Source organism: Mycobacterium sp. SMC-4, from assembly GCF_050205565.1.
In the GTDB taxonomy this organism is placed as follows: domain Bacteria; phylum Actinomycetota; class Actinomycetes; order Mycobacteriales; family Mycobacteriaceae; genus Mycobacterium.
This window is the reverse complement of the sequence record NZ_JBNMQU010000001.1, coordinates 638094-655601: the sequence shown is the minus strand read 5'-3', so window position 1 is coordinate 655601 and position 17508 is coordinate 638094. Positions and strand designations below refer to the sequence as shown.

Below are 17508 nucleotides of genomic sequence, written 5' to 3'. Positions count from 1 at the left end.
CGACAGAAGCAATACGGTGCATGCTGCATGCATCTATGCTGACGAAAATGTGCTGGCTCACCAGGGAGACGTGAATCGTGTTCGACGCCGGGCAGGTTTCACTGACCGATCGGGTCTATGAAGAACTGATGCGGGCCATCCGCGCGGGGGAACTCCAACCCGGCAGCATGCACTCGGTCGTCGAGATATCGGGCCGGCTCGGGGTGTCGCGGACGCCGGTCCGCGAAGCTTTGCTGCGGATGGCGAGCAACGGCATGGTGCGGTTCGAGCGCAGTCGCGGCGTACGGATCCTCGAAGTGTCCACACACGACATCGAGGAGATCTACTCGCTGCGGATGATGCTCGAGGTGCCGTCGGCCTACCGGGCCGCCGAACTGCTGACCGAGGAGTCGCTGGGCGCCATCGAGGAGGCGTTCGGCCGGATGCAGGCGGCGGCCAAGGCCGGCGACGAGGCCAGTTTCCAATCCGCCGATGTCGACTTCCATGCCGCGATCCTCGATGTCGCGGGCAATCGGCGCGTCACCGAGGTGGTGGCCAACACCCGGGTCCAGATGATGGATCGCGGGTTGTCGACCACCGTCACCCGGACGTTGGCCGACATCCTGCTCGTGCACGAGCGCATCCTCGACGCGATCCGCGACCGCGACTCCGGAGCCAGCGCCGCGCGCATGCGCGACCACCTGGTCGAGACGGTGGAGTTGCTGTTGAGGCAGTCGACCGGCGACGACGCGATGTCCGGGGCCTATACGCCCCCGCCGCTGCCGGTGCCGTAGGCCACGGGCCCGCCGACCAGCCTTGCACTCGCCCAGGCCGAGTGCTAAGAATGCAGTTGGCACTCGCGACCGGCGAGTGCCAGGTCGGGACGGTGAGGCAACGGGCCGCGTCAGCGGAGCACACCGGAGCCGTCCGTCGCGGGCACTGCGCCCGACCAGCAAGACGTGCATCCCCAATCCGGAGGAACACTTCGCAATGGCCAAGACAATTGCGTACGACGAAGAGGCCCGTCGCGGCCTCGAGCGGGGCCTCAACAGCCTCGCCGACGCGGTAAAGGTGACGTTGGGCCCCAAGGGTCGCAACGTCGTCCTCGAGAAGAAGTGGGGCGCCCCCACGATCACCAACGATGGTGTGTCCATCGCCAAGGAGATCGAGCTGGAGGACCCGTACGAGAAGATCGGCGCTGAGCTGGTCAAGGAAGTCGCCAAGAAGACCGACGACGTCGCGGGCGACGGCACCACCACCGCCACCGTGCTGGCCCAGGCCCTGGTCAAGGAAGGCCTGCGCAACGTCGCGGCCGGCGCCAACCCGCTCGGCCTCAAGCGCGGTATCGAGAAGGCCGTCGAGGCCGTCACGCAGTCGCTGCTGAGCTCGGCCAAGGAGGTCGAGACCAAGGAGCAGATCGCCGCCACCGCCGCGATCTCCGCCGGTGACACCCAGATCGGCGAGCTCATCGCCGAGGCCATGGACAAGGTCGGCAACGAGGGTGTCATCACCGTCGAGGAGTCCAACACCTTCGGCCTGCAGCTGGAGCTCACCGAGGGCATGCGCTTCGACAAGGGCTACATCTCGGGCTACTTCGTGACCGACGCCGAGCGTCAGGAAGCCGTCCTGGAGGATCCCTACATCCTGCTGGTCAGCTCCAAGGTGTCGACCGTCAAGGACCTGCTGCCGCTGCTGGAGAAGGTCATCCAGGCCGGCAAGCCGCTGCTGATCATCGCCGAGGACGTCGAGGGCGAGGCCCTGTCGACCCTGGTGGTCAACAAGATCCGCGGCACCTTCAAGTCCGTCGCCGTCAAGGCTCCGGGCTTCGGTGACCGCCGCAAGGCGATGCTGCAGGACATGGCGATCCTCACCGGTGGCCAGGTTGTCAGCGAAGAGGTCGGTCTGTCCCTGGAGACCGCCGACATCTCGCTGCTGGGTCAGGCCCGCAAGGTCGTCGTGACCAAGGACGAGACCACCATCGTCGAGGGCGCCGGTGACTCCGACGCCATCGCCGGCCGGGTGGCTCAGATCCGCGCCGAGATCGAGAACAGCGACTCCGACTACGACCGCGAGAAGCTGCAGGAGCGCCTGGCCAAGCTGGCCGGCGGTGTTGCGGTGATCAAGGCCGGCGCTGCCACCGAGGTGGAGCTCAAGGAGCGCAAGCACCGCATCGAGGACGCCGTCCGCAACGCGAAGGCTGCCGTCGAGGAGGGCATCGTCGCCGGTGGTGGCGTGGCTCTGCTGCAGTCGGCTCCTGCTCTGGAGGACCTCAAGCTCACGGGTGACGAGGCCACCGGTGCCAACATCGTGCGCGTCGCGCTCGAGGCCCCGCTGAAGCAGATCGCCTTCAACGGTGGGCTGGAGCCCGGCGTGGTGGCCGAGAAGGTCCGCAACTCGGACAAGGGCGTCGGCCTCAACGCCGCGACCGGCGAGTACGAGGACCTGCTCAAGGCCGGCGTCGCCGACCCGGTGAAGGTGACCCGCTCGGCGCTGCAGAACGCAGCCTCGATCGCGGCGCTGTTCCTCACCACCGAGGCCGTCGTCGCCGACAAGCCGGAGAAGGCCGCCGCACCTGCGGGCGACCCGACCGGTGGCATGGGCGGTATGGACTTCTAGTCCTTACGCGACAGCCTCTCAGGCAATAGGCCCGGTCCCTTTCGAGGGGCCGGGCCTTTGTCGTTCCGTCGTCGAGTGTCGAGCGTGCGGTTTCATCCGCGACACGCCGTCGGCGCGGATGAGATCGCACAGTCGAGGGCCCCGCCTGTGGATAACCGGGTCTGCTGCCGCCGTTTGTGTCGGGACTCGATGCCACGGTCCGCTCATGAAGTCACTTGACTGGCCGTTCCGTGCCTCGGAGGCGCTCGACGGCGGAGCACTCACCTTCCGTGAGCTGCGCCGATTTCACGAAGCCGTGTACCCCGGAGTGTGGGTCCCCCGCGGAGTCGAATTGTCTGCCCGTCAGCGGGCGCGTGCGGCGTGGCTGTGGTCGGGCCGACGGGGCGTCCCCGCGGGGTTGTCCGCAGCCGCGCTGCACGGAGCGAAGTGGATCGGACCAGATGTCGCCGCCGAGCTCGTGCACACCAATCGGCGTCCGCCACCGCTGCTGTGCGTTCATTCCGATGCCCTCGATGACTGCGAGATCCAGACGGTTGCCGGCATTGCGGTCACCACTCCCGCACGCACCGCGTTCGACCTGGGTCGGCGGCTGCCCCTCGACGAAGCCGTGCAGCGCATCGATGCGCTCGTGAACGCCACGGGTCTGCCGATGACTGCGATCGACGAAGTGGTCGCCGCGCATCCGGGGACGCGTGGTCTGCGTTCATTGCGTACCGCGCTGTCGCTGGTGGACGGGGGAGCAGAATCGCCCTACGAAACGATGACGCGTCTGCTGTTGCTGGACAAAGGGTTCCCGCGTCCCGAGACCCAGGTTCGGGTGTGCGACGAGCGTGGCCGGCTGTTCGCGCGCCTTGACCTTGGCTGGCCCGAATGGCGCGTCGGCGTGGACTTCGACGGAGCCCACCACTGGACCGATGCGCGTCAGCGGTCCTGGGACGTCGAGCGCTACGCGCGCCTGCCGGAACTCGGGTGGTTCGACGTCCGCGTCACCAGCGCAATGCTGCACCGTCAGCCTGATGCCTTCCTCGCGCGCGTCGGCGCTGCGCTCATCGCGCGTGGGTGCCCGAAGACATGGTGACTGTGCGATCCCATCCGGGTCGTCCGGTGTGTCGCGGATGAAACCGCACACTCGTCGCTAGATCTGGTGCAGGGGCTGGGGTTTCAGCGCCAGTGTCGCCACGATGCTGATCACCGCGGTGGCCACCAGGTATCCGCACGCCAACCACGGCGCACCGCCGGAGGCACCGATCAGGGCCGTGAGGATCAGCGGCGTCAACCCGGACGCGTACACACCGGAGAGCTGATACACCGTCGACAGCCCGGTGTAGCGGATGCGCGCCGGGAACAGCGATGCATACAGCGTGCCCTGCGCACCGTAGAACAACGCATGAATCACACCGAACACCACCACCATCCCGAGCGCGTAGAACGCGATGTCGGCGGTGCCGAACAACGCGAACACCGGGAACACCGCCACGGCGTAGGCCGCGATGCCGATCGTGTAGATCCGCTTGGGTCCGTAGCGGTCGCTCAGCAGGCCAGAAACCGGCAACAGCACCGCCATCAGCAGCGCAGCCACCGTCACCGTGATCAGCACCGGTACCTTCGCCAGCCCGAGAGTGCCTGTGGCATAGGAGATTGCAAACACACCCCAGGTGTTGAACGCCGCGCCCTCACCCCAGCGCGACAGCATGCCCAGCACCGTCGAGCGCAACGCCGGGGGGCGGAACACCTCGCGCACCGGTACCGCGGCGCGGTCGTCGCTGTCGCGGACCTTCTCGAAAGCCGGTGTCTCGCTGGCCTTGAACCGCACCACCACGCCGAAGATCACCAGCACGATGCTGAACAGGAACGCGATGCGCCAACCGTAGGTCAGAAACGCGTCGTCGGGCAGCGCGATCTGCAGCAGCGCGAACACCCCGGTCCCCAGTGCCAACCCGAGCGCCAGCCCGACCTGCGGCACGCTGCCGAACAGCCCACGGCGCCGGGCCGGTCCGTGTTCGACGGCCAGCAGCACCGCTCCGGCCCATTCACCGCCCAGGGCGAAGCCTTGGACAATCCGCAACAGCAGCAACAGGATTGGCGCTGCGATACCGATCTGCGCCGCCGTCGGTAGCACACCCATCAGCGCGGTGGCCACCCCCATCAGCAGCATCGTCAGCGCCAGCGTCTTCTTACGGCCGATGCGGTCGCCCACATGGCCGAACACGAATCCGCCGATGGGCCGGACGACGAACCCCACGGCGAAGGTCGCAAAGGACAGCAGCGTGCCGACGAAGGTGCTCTGGTCGGGGAAGAAGGCCTGATTGAACACCAGGCTCGCTGCGGTGGCGTAGAGGAAGAAGTCGTACCACTCGATGGTGGTGCCCACCAGGCTGGCCCAGAGCGCGGTGCGGGCCTGCGGCGTGATGCGCTGCGGTGGTTCGACGGCGGCTGCGTTGAGGACGGTCACAACCGTCAATCAGCGCATCGCCGGCTCGCTCAGACCAGATTTGCGCGCGCCGTGATCGAAACGCTCAGCCGCCCAGGGGCACGCAGTCGTCTCCACAGCCGGTGGCCGACGGTGGTGAATCCGGACCCGGCTTGCGGTGCAGCACCGCGCCGGTGGGTCGGATGCGCAAGCCGTCGTCGGCGCTGGCGTGTCCGTCGACGATCAGTGTGTAGCCGCCGGGCTGGCGCGGCGGCCACACCAGCGTGACGTCCGGGTGCGCGGCCGCGTTGCGACGTGTGCTGTTGCCGACCGAGGCGATCTGCAGGAGGCCGTCGGCCAGCACCGGATCGACCGCGACGGTGTGGGCGCGGTAGTCGTCGCCCACGGTGACCAGATAGGCGAACGAGAAGTCGCCGAGGGTGTCTGCCAGTCGGTCGATGTCCACCTTCACGCTCATGGGGCGAGCCTACGGCGCTACGTTCGGGTGATGCCGTTGCCGACACCGTCTGAGTCCACCACCGCCGTCGTCACCGGGGCGTCCGCCGGTATCGGCGCCGACCTGGCCCGGGAACTGGTCTCGCGCGGCCACGGGGTGACGTTGGTGGCCCGCCGTGAGGACCGCCTGCGCGCCCTGGCCGACGAACTGTCCGGGGCGGTGCGCGTCGAGGTGCTGGCCTGCGACGTCGGCGACGCCGGGGCCCGGGCCGGCCTGTTCGACGAGTTGGCGGGGCGGGGTCTGACCGTCGAGGTGCTGGTCAACAATGCCGGGATCGGCACGATCGGACCGGTGGTCGAGTCCACGCCCGAAGCCGAGATCGCGCAGGTGCGGGTCAACGTCGAAGCCGTGATCGACCTGACCACGCGTGCCGTGCAGCAGATGGTGCCGCGCGGACGCGGAGCGATCCTCAATGTCGGGTCCACCGCCGGATTCCAGCCGTTCCCGGGCCAATCCGGCTACGCGGCCACCAAGGCGTTCGTGCGGACCTACACCGACGGCCTGCGCGCCGAGCTGACCGGTACCGGCGTCACGGTGGCCGCGCTGCATCCCGGTCCGGTGCGCACCGAGTTCCTGCAGACCGCCGGGATGGACGAGCGCACCTTCGCCGCCGCCTTCCCGAAATTCCTGTGGATGCCGTCGCGCACCGTGGCCAAGGTCGGGATCGACGCGCTCGAGAACGATCGCGGCGCCGTTATCCCCGGCTTGCAGAACGAGATTCCGGCCCGGCTGTTGGAGTTCGTGCCACGCCGGGTGCTGCTGCCCTTGATGGCCAGTCGGCACCCGGCGCTGCGCCGGTCACGTCGCTAACGGACGGTCAGCGCACCGGGGCGGGCTGACGCCCCCGGATCAGCCGGCCCGGAAGGGCGTCGGTCGGGGTGCCGTTCTCGGCGATCACCGTCCCGGACACGATGGTGGCGACGTAACCGTCGGCCTTCTGGTCGAGTCGGCGCCCGCCGGCGGGCAGGTCGTAGGTGACGACCGGCCGGTGCAGGCGGATCGTGTCGGCGTCGATGACGTTGAGGTCGGCTTTGTAGCCCACGGCGATCCGTCCGCGGTCGTGCAGGCCGGCGACGCGTGCCGGCACCGACGTCAACTCCCGCACCGCGTCTTCAAGCGTGAGCTTCTCTGCCGTGCGGTCGCGCACCCAATGCGTCAGCATGTAGGTGGGAAAGCTTGCGTCGCAGATCATCCCGTAGTGGGCGCCACCGTCTCCGAGGCCCAGCACCACGTCGTCGCGACGGATCAGTTCGGCCACTGTGTCCAGGCTGCCGTCGCGGAAGTTCGCCAGGGTGACCAGCAGCATGGCGTGACCGTCGTCGTCGAGCAGGCGGTCGTAGGCCTCTTCGAGGGGATCGATTCCGCGTGCCCGGGCGCGGGCGCCGATCGAATCCTGCGGTGATGGTTCGTAATTCGGCGGGTCCTCGAGCGGGAACATGTAGTCCCACGCCTGCGCGGCGAACATCAGCGGGTGACCGTCCGACGCGGGTTTGTCGTTCAGGATCCGTTCGCGCACAGCGGGTTTACGCATTTCGGCAACCTTGTCGGCCAACGGCAGATCGGCGATCTCGCGATAGCTCGGATACAGCACGAACGGGTTGCCCGACAGCTCCAGGCCCAGGACCAGGCCGATGGGGCGGGGGAAGATCTGGGCGGTGATCTCGCCGCCGTTCGCGTTGGCCTTCTCGACCATGGTCAGCGCGTCGAGGAAGAACGGCTCGCCGGCGTTGCCGATCGCCAGGGTGAACGTGACCGGCAGGCCGACCTCGGCGGCGACGTCGAACACGGTGCGCAGCACGGGTTCGTAGTCACCGGCGACGAGGTCGGGGACGAACTGGATCAACCCGCCGCCGCCGTCGTCGACACCGCGTGCGATCGCCTCGATCTCGGCGCGGTCGGCGTCGTAGCTGGGGATCGGCCGGCCGCTTTCGGTCTTGTGCAACGTGAATCGGGACGAGGCGAAGCCCAGCGCCCCGGCCTGCACCGCCTCCTCGGCGAGCTTGCGCATCAGCTCGAGGTCTTCGCCGGTGGCGGGTTCGCGGTCCACCCCGCGCTGACCCATCACGTACACCCGCAGCGGTGAGTGCGGCAGCAACGCCGCGACATCGATGTCCCGGCGGCGCCCGTCCAGGGCGTCGAGGAATTGCGGAAACGTCTCCCACTGCCAGGGCAGGCCGTCGACCATGACGACTCCGGGAATGTCCTCGACCCCGGCCATGACGTCGACGAGCACGTCGTGATCCTCGGGGCGGCACGGCGCGAACCCGACGCCGCAGTTGCCCATCACCGCGGTGGTCACGCCGTGCGCCGACGACGGCGTCATGCGATCCGACCAGATCGCCTGACCGTCGTAGTGGGTGTGCAGGTCCACGAAGCCGGGCGTGACCAACAGTCCGGTCGCGTCGATGACGCGTTCGGCCTCGCCGGTCACCGGGGCGCCGATCTGGACGATGACCCCGTCGCGCACCGCCACATCGCCGACGAAAGGTTCGCTGCCCACTCCGTCGACGATGGTGCCGTTGCGAATAAGCAAGTCGAATGTCATACCCCGAATGTACGGTCAGCCCATGATCGACCACTTTGGAATCAACTGTGCCGATTGGGACAGGTCGAAAACGTTCTACGACAAGGTGCTCGGGGTGCTCGGGTACAGCCGGCTGATGGACTTCGGCGTGGCGATCGGCTACGGCGCCGACGGGCATCCGGCGTTCTGGATCGCCGACGCCTCGGCCGGGGATGTGGCCGGTCCGAACCGCGAGATCCACGTCGCGTTCGCGGCCAAGGACGCCGAGTCGGTGCAGGCGTTCCACCGGACGGCGCTGTCGCTGGGCGTCGAGTCGTTGCACGAACCGCGCCTGTGGCCGGAGTACCACGAGAACTACTACGGCGCGTTCGTGCGGGATCCGGATGGGAACAACGTCGAAGCGGTGTTCCACGGCGGCGGGCCGCCGAATGGATGAAGCGGCGGGCCGCCGAATGGATGAAGCGGCGGGCCGCCGAATGGATGAAGCGGCGGGCCGCCGAATGGATGAAGCGGCGGGCCGCTTCGCGCGTAGCGTGGAGTGATGTCCGACGCCGATGCCGCCCGTGAGCTGTTGCGGGACTTCTTCACCCGCCTGATCGAGCATGTCGACGAGGTGACCGACGGGTTGACCGACGAGGTCGCTCTGTACCGACCGACGCCGGAGGCCAACACGATCGCCTGGCTGGTCTGGCACAGTGCGCGGATCCAGGATGCGCAGCTGTGCGACATCGCCGGCACCGAGCAGGTGTGGTTCCGCGAAGGGTGGGTGGACCGCTTCGCACTGGACCTACCACGCGACGCGCACGGCTACGGCCACACCCCCGAGGAGGTCGCCAAGGTGCGGGCCTCTGCCGAGCTGCTTGCCGGCTACTACCACGCCGTGCACCGCGAGTCGCTGCAGTACGTCGCATCCGTCTCGGCCCAGGAACTCGCCCGGGTCGTCGACCGCAACTGGAACCCGCCGGTGACCGCGAGCGCCCGACTGGTCAGCATCATCGACGACGCGGCACAGCACCTCGGGCAGGCCGCCTACCTCAGGGGCATCGCACCCTGATCTTGACGGGTGTCAATCCAGGCGAGACGCACGTCACAGCGATCGTTAGCATGGGGTGATGACCGCGACGACCGACGTGCAGACGCCCGACCCGTTCACCGGCACCGGGACCATCAAGAACCCCGCGACCGGCGCCGTCGCCGGCGAAGTGCAGTGGACCGACCCCGCCGACGTGCCGCATCTGGCGGCCGGGCTGCGTGCCGCGCAACGGGAGTGGGAGGCCCGCGGGCCGAAGGGCCGCGCGAAGGTGCTGGCCCGCTACGCGGTCTGGCTCGGTGAGCACCGCAGCGAGATCGAGGAGTTGCTCATCGCCGAGACGGGCAAGTCCGCGGTCGACGCCGCCCAGGAGGTGCCGCTGATCCTGATGATCACCTCGTACTACATCCGCACCATGGAGAAGGCGCTCGCACCCGATTCCCGTCCCGCGGCCTTGCCGATGATGTCGATCAAGAAGATCGCGGTGCACTACCGGCCCCGCCCGGTCGTCGGCATCATCGCGCCGTGGAACTACCCGGTGGCCAATGCGCTCATGGATGCGATCGGGGCCCTGGCCGCCGGCTGCGCAGTCCTGCTCAAGCCATCGGAACGCACGCCGTTGACCGCTGAACTGCTTCTTCGCGGATGGCTCGACTCCGGCGCCCCCGACGTGCTGGCGTTGGCCCAGGGTGCGCGCGCGGTGTCCGAAGCGGTGATCGACAACTCCGATTTCATCCAGTTCACCGGGTCCAGCGCGACCGGCGCGAAGGTCATGGAGCGGGCGGCGCGCCGGCTCACCCCGGTGAGTCTCGAACTCGGCGGCAAGGACCCGATGATCGTCCTCGAGGACGCCGACATCGAGCTCGCCGCCCACGCCGCGGTGTGGGGCGCCATGTTCAACGCCGGCCAGACCTGCGTGTCCGTGGAGCGCGTGTACGTGCTCGAGCAGGTGTACGACCAGTTCGTCGACGCGGTGGTGCGCGACGTCAAGAACCTCAAGATGGGCAGCGGGGAAGGCAATCACTTCGGTTCGCTGATCGACGACTCGCAGGTCGAAGTCGCCGACCGGCACGTCGCCGACGCGCTGGCCAAAGGCGCGCGCGTCCTGACCGGCGGCAAGCGCGGCACCGGCTCAGGCAGCTTCTATGAGCCCACCGTTCTGGTCGACGTGGACCATTCGATGTCTTGCATGACCGAGGAGACGTTCGGGCCGACCCTGCCGATCATGAAGGTGTCCTCGGTCGAGGAGGCGATCCGGCTGGCCAACGACAGCCCGTACGGGTTGTCGGCAGCGGTGTTCTCCAAGGACATCGAGCGGGCGCAACAGGTTGCCCTGCAACTCGATTGCGGCGGCGTCAACGTCAACGACGTGATCTCGAACCTGATGTGCACCACAGCCCCGATGGGCGGCTGGAAGACCTCGGGTATCGGTGCCCGCTTCGGGGGCCCGGAGGGCCTGCGAAAATACTGTCGGATCGAAACCGTCGTCAGCCCCCGCACCAACATCGGTGCCGGCGGCAACTACTACAACAACTCCGACCGCGCGCTGAAGATGATGAACACCATGATGACCAAGCTCGCGCTGATCCGGCCCCGCCGGATGGCCAAGTAGGCGCCCGCAACCTAGATGCGTTTTCTTGCGGCGCTGCTGTTGTGGCTGCTCACGACCGTGGCGCTGGCTGCGGCCGTGCCTGCGTTGTGGGCGCAGGCCACGGTCGTCGACGAAGACGGCTACGCCGCGTTGGCGGCGTCGGCCGCGCAGGACCCGCGCCTGCAGCGGGCCATGGCCGACGAGCTCACGGTGCAGGCCGTGGAACTCGGAGCCGACAACGGGTACACGCTCAACCCGCGACTGGTCGCGCAGGTGGCCGACTCCTATACCCACAACAGCGGCTTCCCCGGCCAGTTCGCGCAGGCCAACCGGATCGCGCACCGCTGGATGTTCACCGGGGCCGTGCCCAGCGGCAACTCGACCGACCAGTGGTTGATCGACGTCGCGCCGATGCTGTCCGATCCGTCGTTCGGCGCGACGCTGGGCGGCCTCGACCTGCAGGTGCCCGACCACCTGACGGTGCCGATCACCGTCGACTCCCCGGAACTGCAACCGGGCAAGTTGCGCTGGCTGGCCAGCTGGGGTCCGTGGATCAGCATCTCGGCCGCGGTCGTGGCGGGCATCCTCGCGCTGCTCACGCTGGCGGCGGCCCGTCGGCGCGGCAAAGCGCTGACGGCACTAGGTGTTTCGGCGCTACTGGTCGGCGCCGCGGGGTGGGCGGGTATCGAGATCGCCGACCGCTACCTGGACGCGGCGCTGAACCGCACCACCGGCAACATCCGCACGGTGGCCGAGGTGATGGTCGAGTCCGCCGTCGACAGCTTGCACCACTGGCTCAACATGACCCTGATCATCGGGCTCGGATTGGTGGTGCTCGGGGTGCTCGGGGCGCTCATCGGCGGATTGGCCCGACGCACCGAATACACCGCTAGAGATGTGTCATCTCCCGTGACATCAACGCGTTTTCGATGAAGACGTAGTGCCTGGGATAGATGTGCGCGGGTCGTGTCCCCGCATCGTGGTGAATGCGCCAGTGCGTCAGCGTCGCTACCTGGTGCGCTGTAAGAGACCAGCCGTGCGCAGCGTGTCCGCCCACAAATCCGACTACAGTCATCGCCGTTCCTTTCCCCAACCTGGGGACCATCGTCTCCCGACCGTTCGATACCGGTGTCAGTAGTCGATTACTGGCTTTTGCGGCCATCTCGGTCGCGGTGCTGATCGTGGTTGGCGACCAGCGCGGCGAGCTCGGCGCGGGTCGTGGCGCCCGTCTTTGCCATGGCCTTGTAGACGTGGCTTTCCACGGTCCGCACCGACACCGTCAGCCGGCCCGCGATGTCCCGGTTGGACAGCGACTCCCCGAGCAGCATCACAACCTGACGTTCGCGTTCGGTCAGCGGCAGCATGTCGACGGATTGACGGAAGGTCGGGGTGAGCACACCGCCGCACCGTGTCGCGAGTGCCTCGGCGCGGGCCGAGCAACGGAGGGCGGATCCACGGAGGTTTCTCCGGCGGTAACACGAGGCCGCGTGCGCAGCTGCGTCGACCGCGCCGACCAAGTCGCCCATCTTCTCCAGTTGCACTGACACGCAGTCCAATTCGTCACTATCGGCGGTACGCAACGCCGCAGCGAACCGCGCGGCGACCCCCACCCGGGGTCCTTCGACGAGGTACTCGAGGGCGTGCAGCCTTTCGGCAGTCGAGGCATCGCCGAACTGCGTCGCGGTCTGCAGGCACAGTACCTCGGTGGCGTATTGTCCGTTTCCCCTGCATGTCTCAGCGGCTGTCCGCACGGTGTCGATCGCCTCGCGTACCGATCCCTGCGCTCCGAGCAGCCAACCATCGGCAATGGCGCAGGCGTAGTCGACGTGACGCCAACCCGGGTGCCGGATGCGCGTCAGGTCGGCGTGGACACGCATGGCGTCGGCGATCGACCCGCGCATCGCCAGCGCCGTCATCAGCAGAACGAGATAGCGGTAGCGGAACCCTGCCGCAGCGCTCCACGGGGTGACTCGCGACACCGCAGACGTCAGCAGCGTGCACGCCGTATCCACCTGTCCGCCAAAGAGTTCCACATGACCCGACACCGCCTCGGCGGCAGCTCCGAACGGTCCCTCCCGTGCCGCCAGTGCCCGCTGCCGTAAGGCGGTGACCACCCGCCGGGCCTCGTCCATCTGCCCTGCCAACAACAACGCATCGGCGTGGGCCTCGGCGATCACGATGAACCCCCGCACGGGTACCGGATATCCCATCTCTGCGGCGTGGGTGGCCTCCGACGGGCAGCCGGCCTCGCCGTGCGCCACCGTCAGCGCCCAGGAGGTCAGACGGTTCCGCAAGTGGTCCGAGGATTCGTCGCGCCCCAGGCCCGCGGCCTGCTGAACGGCCGTCGCGGGTCGCCCCATCGATGCCCAGTAGATGCACCGAAACACCGCGATACACCGCCGGACCGGCGCGGAAGCGGGCGCGGTCCGGTCGATCAGGGACTTCGCGCCTTCGGGATCTGCGAGCGTGAACAGCATGTTGACCGCTCGCAGGAGTACTGCCCGCGCATGGTCGATCTCAGGCAGGGCACACGTCTCGAGCTCGGCGAGCAGTGACTCCGCGGCGGCGCCGTCACCCGACCATGACAGGACGAAGGCGCGCACGAGATGTGCTTGCGGACCGGCGCCCAGCGTGATCGCTGCGCTCGAAAGCTCCTCTGCCAAGGAGAGATCGAGCATCCAGGCGGCACCACGCGCTGCCTCCAACAGCAGCTCGGCACCCGGTTCGAGGTCCGAGTCGATGCTCAGCTTGGCTCGGCGGACAACCGTCTGGAGCTCATCACGCTTGTCGGACGCGGCGAGTTCGGTCGCGACCATCCCGCGAAGGCGGCGCAGGGTGGCCTGTGGAGCGCACTGCTTGCGTACTTCACCGTAAAGAGGATGTGCCAGGCGCACTTCCAGCGCCTGCTGGATCCGGTCGTAGGAAATCAGTCCGCGCCGGTCGGCCTCTTCCACGGCGTCGGACCCGGCGATACGGACCAATGCCCGCAACTCGAGGGGTTCACCGACCGCCAACGCATCGATGACCTCCTCGACGGCTCCGGACATCGCTCCGAGGCGCGACTCCACGAGCTCGACCAGGTTCGGCGGGAGAACGGGGTCACCACCCCACATCCACACGCCGTCGCGCAGACACAGTCTCCCGTCGGCCACTTCCTGATCGACGATGTTGCGCAAGTACAACGGGTTACCGCGAGTCATCTCCCACAGTCGTTGCACAGCAACGTAATCCGTTGTACTGTGGAGCGTGCGCGTGATCAACGACGCGGTGTGGTCCTCGGTGAGTGGTTGCAGCCGCAAGCGATCGAAGTCGGCGATTTTCCACAGTTCACGCGTTGCCGGCGGTACCGGGTCGTCCTCGTGGAGTGTCAGTATCACCTTCGCCGAGCCACGCTGAACAACCTGCTGCACAACGATGGTCGACAGATCGTCGAGCAGCGGTGCGTCGTCGACGCACAGCACGGCGGGGCGGCCGTCTGGTGCGGATCCGATCCTCTCGACGACGCTTCTGATCATTTCGCGCCCGTCGTCTGTGGTGGACGGCACCCACGGAGTCATGGCCCCCAGCGGTAGCGTCCGAGCGGCAGATGTCGCAGCGACCCAACAGGTTTGCCATCCAGCGGTGGCAAGCTCGGTGAAAGTCTCTCGGACCAGTCGGCTCTTTCCGACACCGGCCGCACCGCTGACGACGAGCCCGGCACAGTTCGGGTCCAGAAGCGCGTCGGTGATCCGGCGCGTTTCCGCTGTGCGACCGACCAACGGCCACGTCAAGCGCACCCACCCAGACTAGAAGCACGCGCGCCGCAGATCGAGAGGTTCCGGTGCAGTAGTGCGGTACTGAGTCGATCGGAGTGGGGCGGCGCGAGAATTTCCTCAGCAGAGGACGACAAACGTCGAGGAGTCGATCCGAGGGGTGGTTCCCATGACTGTGCAGATATCGCCGGTGCTGGCCTACGACCACGTGACAGACCCGCAAGAGTTGCACCGCATTCTCGCCCGGGCGCGGCGCGGTGGAGCGATCACGACCGGCACGCACGGACCCGAGGTCTTGACCTATGAGCTCGTCCGCAGCGTGTTGCGCGATCGCCGGTTCCGGGTCCCGCAGGGCATGTTCCTCGCGGCCCAGGGCATCACGTCCGGGCCCCTGTGGGACCGCGTCGCGACGAACCTGATCAGTCTCGACGGCGAGGAACACCATCGGTTGCGGCGACTGGTGGCCCACGCGTTCACGCCGCGGGCCACAGACCGGCTACGTGACACCGTGACCGGTGTGATGACCGTGCTGGTGGAACGACAGCTTCCCCGCGGACACTGCGACGTCGTCGCCGACATCGCGCGGCAGTACCCGATCCCGGTGATCTGCGCACTGCTCGGTGCGCCGCCCGACGACTGGCACCTGTTCTCGGCCTGGGCCGACGACATCTTCGCGGTGTTCTCCTGGGACGTCGCGGCGCATGAGGACCGCATTCTGCAGGCGTGGCAGGAACTCGACGACTACATCGACGACATGATCGCCCGCCGCCGCCGGACCCTCACCGACGATCTGCTCTCTGACCTCATCCGTGTCGGTGACGACGCCGACCGTCTGAGCGTCGAGGAGTTGCGCATGCTCGTGGCCGGGCTGTTGATCGCCGGGACGGACACCACACGTAACCAACTCGCCGCGGCAGTCCACGTGATGTGTGACAACCCCGACCAGTGGGACCTGCTGGGCCGGCACCCGGAGCTGGCGTACAACGCAGCCAATGAAGTGATCAGACATTCGCCGGTCGCCGTGGCGATGCTGCGCGAGGCGGTGGAAGACGTCGAGCTGGCCGGGGTCGGCATCCCCGCGGGGGCTCTGGTGATGGCGAACCTGGCCTCGGCCAACCGGGACGAGGCCGTGTTCACCGACCCCGACCGGCTCGACATCCAGCGGCCCAATGCGTCGGCGATGCTGACGTTCGGCGGCGGAATGCACTACTGCCTCGGTTCCCACCTGGCCCGCCTCGAGATCGCCGAAGGGCTGGCCCTCATGGCGCGACGGATGCCGCGCATCCGTCGCGACGGTGAGGCGCCGTGGAAGCCGCTGTCCGGGCTCAGCGGGCCACGCACCCTGCCGGTGGCATTCTGATCGTCGCCCCTGCGGTACGCGCCACCCCCCGTTGCCTGTGACCTGGCAGTGGGTAAGCCTTGGCTACGCTCGAAACCATCGTCGCGATGTTCGGCGTGGACAGGAAAGGCTGCTCGTTGTCGACAGACCGTATTGCCGAACTCGACGGCCTCGCCGGTTGGACCGTGGATCTGATGGATCGCCTCGGCGGCCCGGGCGCCGGCCTGGCGATCTTCCTGGAGAACGTGTTCCCGCCGTTGCCGAGCGAAGTGATCCTGCCGATGGCGGGTTTCGCCGCGCAGCTCGGTGTCTTCTCCCTGGTGGGGGCGATCCTGTGGACCACGCTCGGATCGGTGGTCGGCGCCTGGCTGATCTACTGGCTCGGCGCCCGGCTCGGCCACGAGCGGATGTGCAGGCTGGTCACCAAGATCCCGTTGATCGATACCGAGGACATCGACAGAGCTTCGGCCTGGTTCGCCCGCCACGGAACCAAAGGGGTGTTCTTCGGCAGGATGCTGCCGTTCTTCCGCAGCTTCATCTCCGTTCCCGCCGGCACCGAGCGCATGAACTTCATGGTGTTCACCGTGCTCACCGCACTGGGCAGCCTGATCTGGAACAGCGTGTTCGTCGGGCTGGGATACGGGCTGGGCGCCAGTTGGCATCTGGTCGAGCCGTATTCGGCGATCTTCCAGTACGTGGTGTTCGCCATCATCGGCGTGCTCGTGGCGCGGTTCGTGTTCACCCGACTGCGCCGCCGGAAGTTGCAGGAGCAGTCGCGGTGACGCGCGTCTAACGTCCCGTCGGTGGATCCGTTTCGCGATGCGCGGGGTGCGCGGAGTAGACGCGTCCGCCGATCTTGATGTACGGCGTGCGGAAGTACGCCCACCCGGTCATCAGGATCGTGGCCGCGGCGAGGAACGCGACCGCGCTCTGCACGTCGGGCAGTCCGCCGGCGAACAGCAGGGCTGCGCCGAGCGCGCTCCCGGACCAGTAGATGCGACGCTTCACCTCGATTGCGGGCAGACGTTCGGTGGCGCGGCCGGGAACGATCGCAGCCAGGGCCAGTGCCACGGCACCGGCGATCAACAGCACGTTCGAAATCTGGTTCATGTCAGGGCAGCAGCAGTTGGAATCCGTCGACGATCTCCGCGGCGTCGCGTTGATACGTCGGGTTCGCGCCGTCGGACGTCTGGATGGTCACCGTCGCCAGGTAGGTGGCGTTGCCCTGTTGCGCGACCACCGCATGCATGATGATCGGCCGCTCGGGGGCGGGCCCCATCGCCGGCGCCGTGTACGTCGTGGTCTCCGACGGGAACCCGCAGGTCGTGTTGTCTTCGCTCTGCAGGTCGGTGGCGTTCATCATCTGCACCAGGTTCGCGCGATTCTGTTCGAACACCTCGTCGGCGTCGGCCACCCCACGAGCCCGCTCCAGCGTGACGACGGCGTTGGGCGCAAACCCGTTGGAGATCAACGCCTCGGCGACGATCGCGAAGCGGATCACCTTACTGTCCATCATCGAGTTGCGCTTCCATCCGGACGGGATCGGGATGCGCAGCAGCGGTTCGCGCGGACTCACCGCCGGGATGTCGGCCAGCGGCGCCTCGACGGTCGTGCATTCCGCGTCCGAGAGGGCTCCGGGGGTCTGACCGGCCGCCAGCACCGGCGTGCCGGTGATCTCGCGGGCACATCCCGTCACCAGCAGTGTCGCCGCACACGCGACGGCTGCCAGAGCACGCACAGTGGTGGACAT

At 67.7% G+C, this 17508-nt stretch carries 16 protein-coding genes; 10 read left to right on the top strand and 6 right to left on the bottom strand.

From position 1 onward, the window contains the following. Window positions 1-77 precede the first annotated feature (77 nt). The 3 genes from ACQI46_RS03200 to ACQI46_RS03190 all read left to right on the top strand — a co-directional run bounded on the left by ACQI46_RS03200 (window position 78) and on the right by ACQI46_RS03190 (window position 3673). Window positions 78-773, top strand: coding sequence for a GntR family transcriptional regulator (locus ACQI46_RS03200; RefSeq protein ID WP_427092473.1), 696 nt, complete (start codon window positions 78-80; stop codon window positions 771-773). Between the two features lie 196 nt (window positions 774-969). After that, a complete protein-coding gene (groL, locus tag ACQI46_RS03195; RefSeq protein ID WP_427092472.1) occupies window positions 970-2595 on the top strand; it encodes a chaperonin GroEL in 1626 nt (541 codons plus the stop codon). Window positions 2596-2800: 205 nt separating this feature from the next. Next, window positions 2801-3673, top strand: a complete 873-nt coding sequence (locus ACQI46_RS03190) for an endonuclease domain-containing protein (RefSeq protein WP_427092471.1) — start codon at window positions 2801-2803, stop codon at window positions 3671-3673. Window positions 3674-3730: 57 nt separating this feature from the next. Here the strand turns inward: ACQI46_RS03190 and ACQI46_RS03185 are convergent, their stop codons facing one another. Further along, window positions 3731-5047 (bottom strand): MFS transporter, encoded by a 1317-nt coding sequence (locus ACQI46_RS03185; protein ID WP_427092794.1) that lies wholly within the window; start codon window positions 5045-5047, stop codon window positions 3731-3733. A gap of 64 nt (window positions 5048-5111) precedes the next feature. Next, window positions 5112-5483, bottom strand: coding sequence for a pyridoxamine 5'-phosphate oxidase family protein (locus tag ACQI46_RS03180; protein WP_427092470.1), 372 nt, complete (start codon window positions 5481-5483; stop codon window positions 5112-5114). A gap of 30 nt (window positions 5484-5513) precedes the next feature. On the opposite strand from ACQI46_RS03180, the gene ACQI46_RS03175 reads away from it, so the two are divergent. Continuing rightward, entirely contained in the window at window positions 5514-6332 is an 819-nt protein-coding gene (locus tag ACQI46_RS03175) for an SDR family NAD(P)-dependent oxidoreductase (protein WP_427092469.1), read from the top strand. A gap of 7 nt (window positions 6333-6339) precedes the next feature. Here ACQI46_RS03175 and ACQI46_RS03170 read toward each other — a convergent pair whose 3' ends face one another. Next, complete coding sequence (locus tag ACQI46_RS03170; RefSeq protein WP_427092468.1) at window positions 6340-8067, bottom strand: N-acyl-D-amino-acid deacylase family protein; 1728 nt, start codon at window positions 8065-8067, stop codon at window positions 6340-6342. A gap of 22 nt (window positions 8068-8089) precedes the next feature. Between ACQI46_RS03170 and ACQI46_RS03165 the strand changes: the two genes are divergently transcribed. The 4 genes from ACQI46_RS03165 (at window position 8090) to ACQI46_RS03150 (ending at window position 11600) form a co-directional block, all read left to right on the top strand. Then, window positions 8090-8482 carry a VOC family protein gene (locus ACQI46_RS03165; protein WP_427092467.1) on the top strand — a complete coding sequence of 131 codons (393 nt, stop codon included), beginning with the start codon at window positions 8090-8092 and terminating at the stop codon, window positions 8480-8482. A 105-nt stretch (window positions 8483-8587) separates the two neighbouring features. Next, on the top strand, window positions 8588-9100 hold the full coding sequence (locus ACQI46_RS03160) for a mycothiol transferase (protein WP_427092466.1): 513 nt from the start codon (window positions 8588-8590) through the stop codon (window positions 9098-9100). 58 nt (window positions 9101-9158) lie between these two features. Continuing rightward, window positions 9159-10688: an aldehyde dehydrogenase family protein gene (locus tag ACQI46_RS03155; protein WP_427092465.1), complete on the top strand. Its 1530-nt coding sequence runs from the start codon at window positions 9159-9161 to the stop codon at window positions 10686-10688. Window positions 10689-10703: 15 nt separating this feature from the next. After that, window positions 10704-11600: a hypothetical protein gene (locus ACQI46_RS03150; RefSeq protein ID WP_427092464.1), complete on the top strand. Its 897-nt coding sequence runs from the start codon at window positions 10704-10706 to the stop codon at window positions 11598-11600. 209 nt (window positions 11601-11809) lie between these two features. Here ACQI46_RS03150 and ACQI46_RS03145 read toward each other — a convergent pair whose 3' ends face one another. Further along, window positions 11810-14443, bottom strand: a complete 2634-nt coding sequence (locus ACQI46_RS03145; RefSeq protein ID WP_427092463.1) for a LuxR C-terminal-related transcriptional regulator — start codon at window positions 14441-14443, stop codon at window positions 11810-11812. A gap of 145 nt (window positions 14444-14588) precedes the next feature. Here ACQI46_RS03145 and ACQI46_RS03140 point away from each other — a divergent pair, with 145 nt between their 5' ends. Both ACQI46_RS03140 and ACQI46_RS03135 read left to right on the top strand, forming a co-directional pair. Continuing rightward, a complete protein-coding gene (locus ACQI46_RS03140; protein WP_427092462.1) occupies window positions 14589-15779 on the top strand; it encodes a cytochrome P450 in 1191 nt (396 codons plus the stop codon). An 86-nt stretch (window positions 15780-15865) separates the two neighbouring features. Next, window positions 15866-16540 (top strand): DedA family protein, encoded by a 675-nt coding sequence (locus tag ACQI46_RS03135; protein ID WP_427092793.1) that lies wholly within the window; start codon window positions 15866-15868, stop codon window positions 16538-16540. Between the two features lie 7 nt (window positions 16541-16547). On the opposite strand, the gene ACQI46_RS03130 is transcribed toward ACQI46_RS03135, so the two are convergent. Further along, window positions 16548-16868 carry a hypothetical protein gene (locus ACQI46_RS03130; RefSeq protein ID WP_427092461.1) on the bottom strand — a complete coding sequence of 107 codons (321 nt, stop codon included), beginning with the start codon at window positions 16866-16868 and terminating at the stop codon, window positions 16548-16550. Window position 16869: 1 nt separating this feature from the next. Further along, window positions 16870-17508 (bottom strand): LpqN/LpqT family lipoprotein, encoded by a 639-nt coding sequence (locus ACQI46_RS03125; protein ID WP_427092460.1) that lies wholly within the window; start codon window positions 17506-17508, stop codon window positions 16870-16872.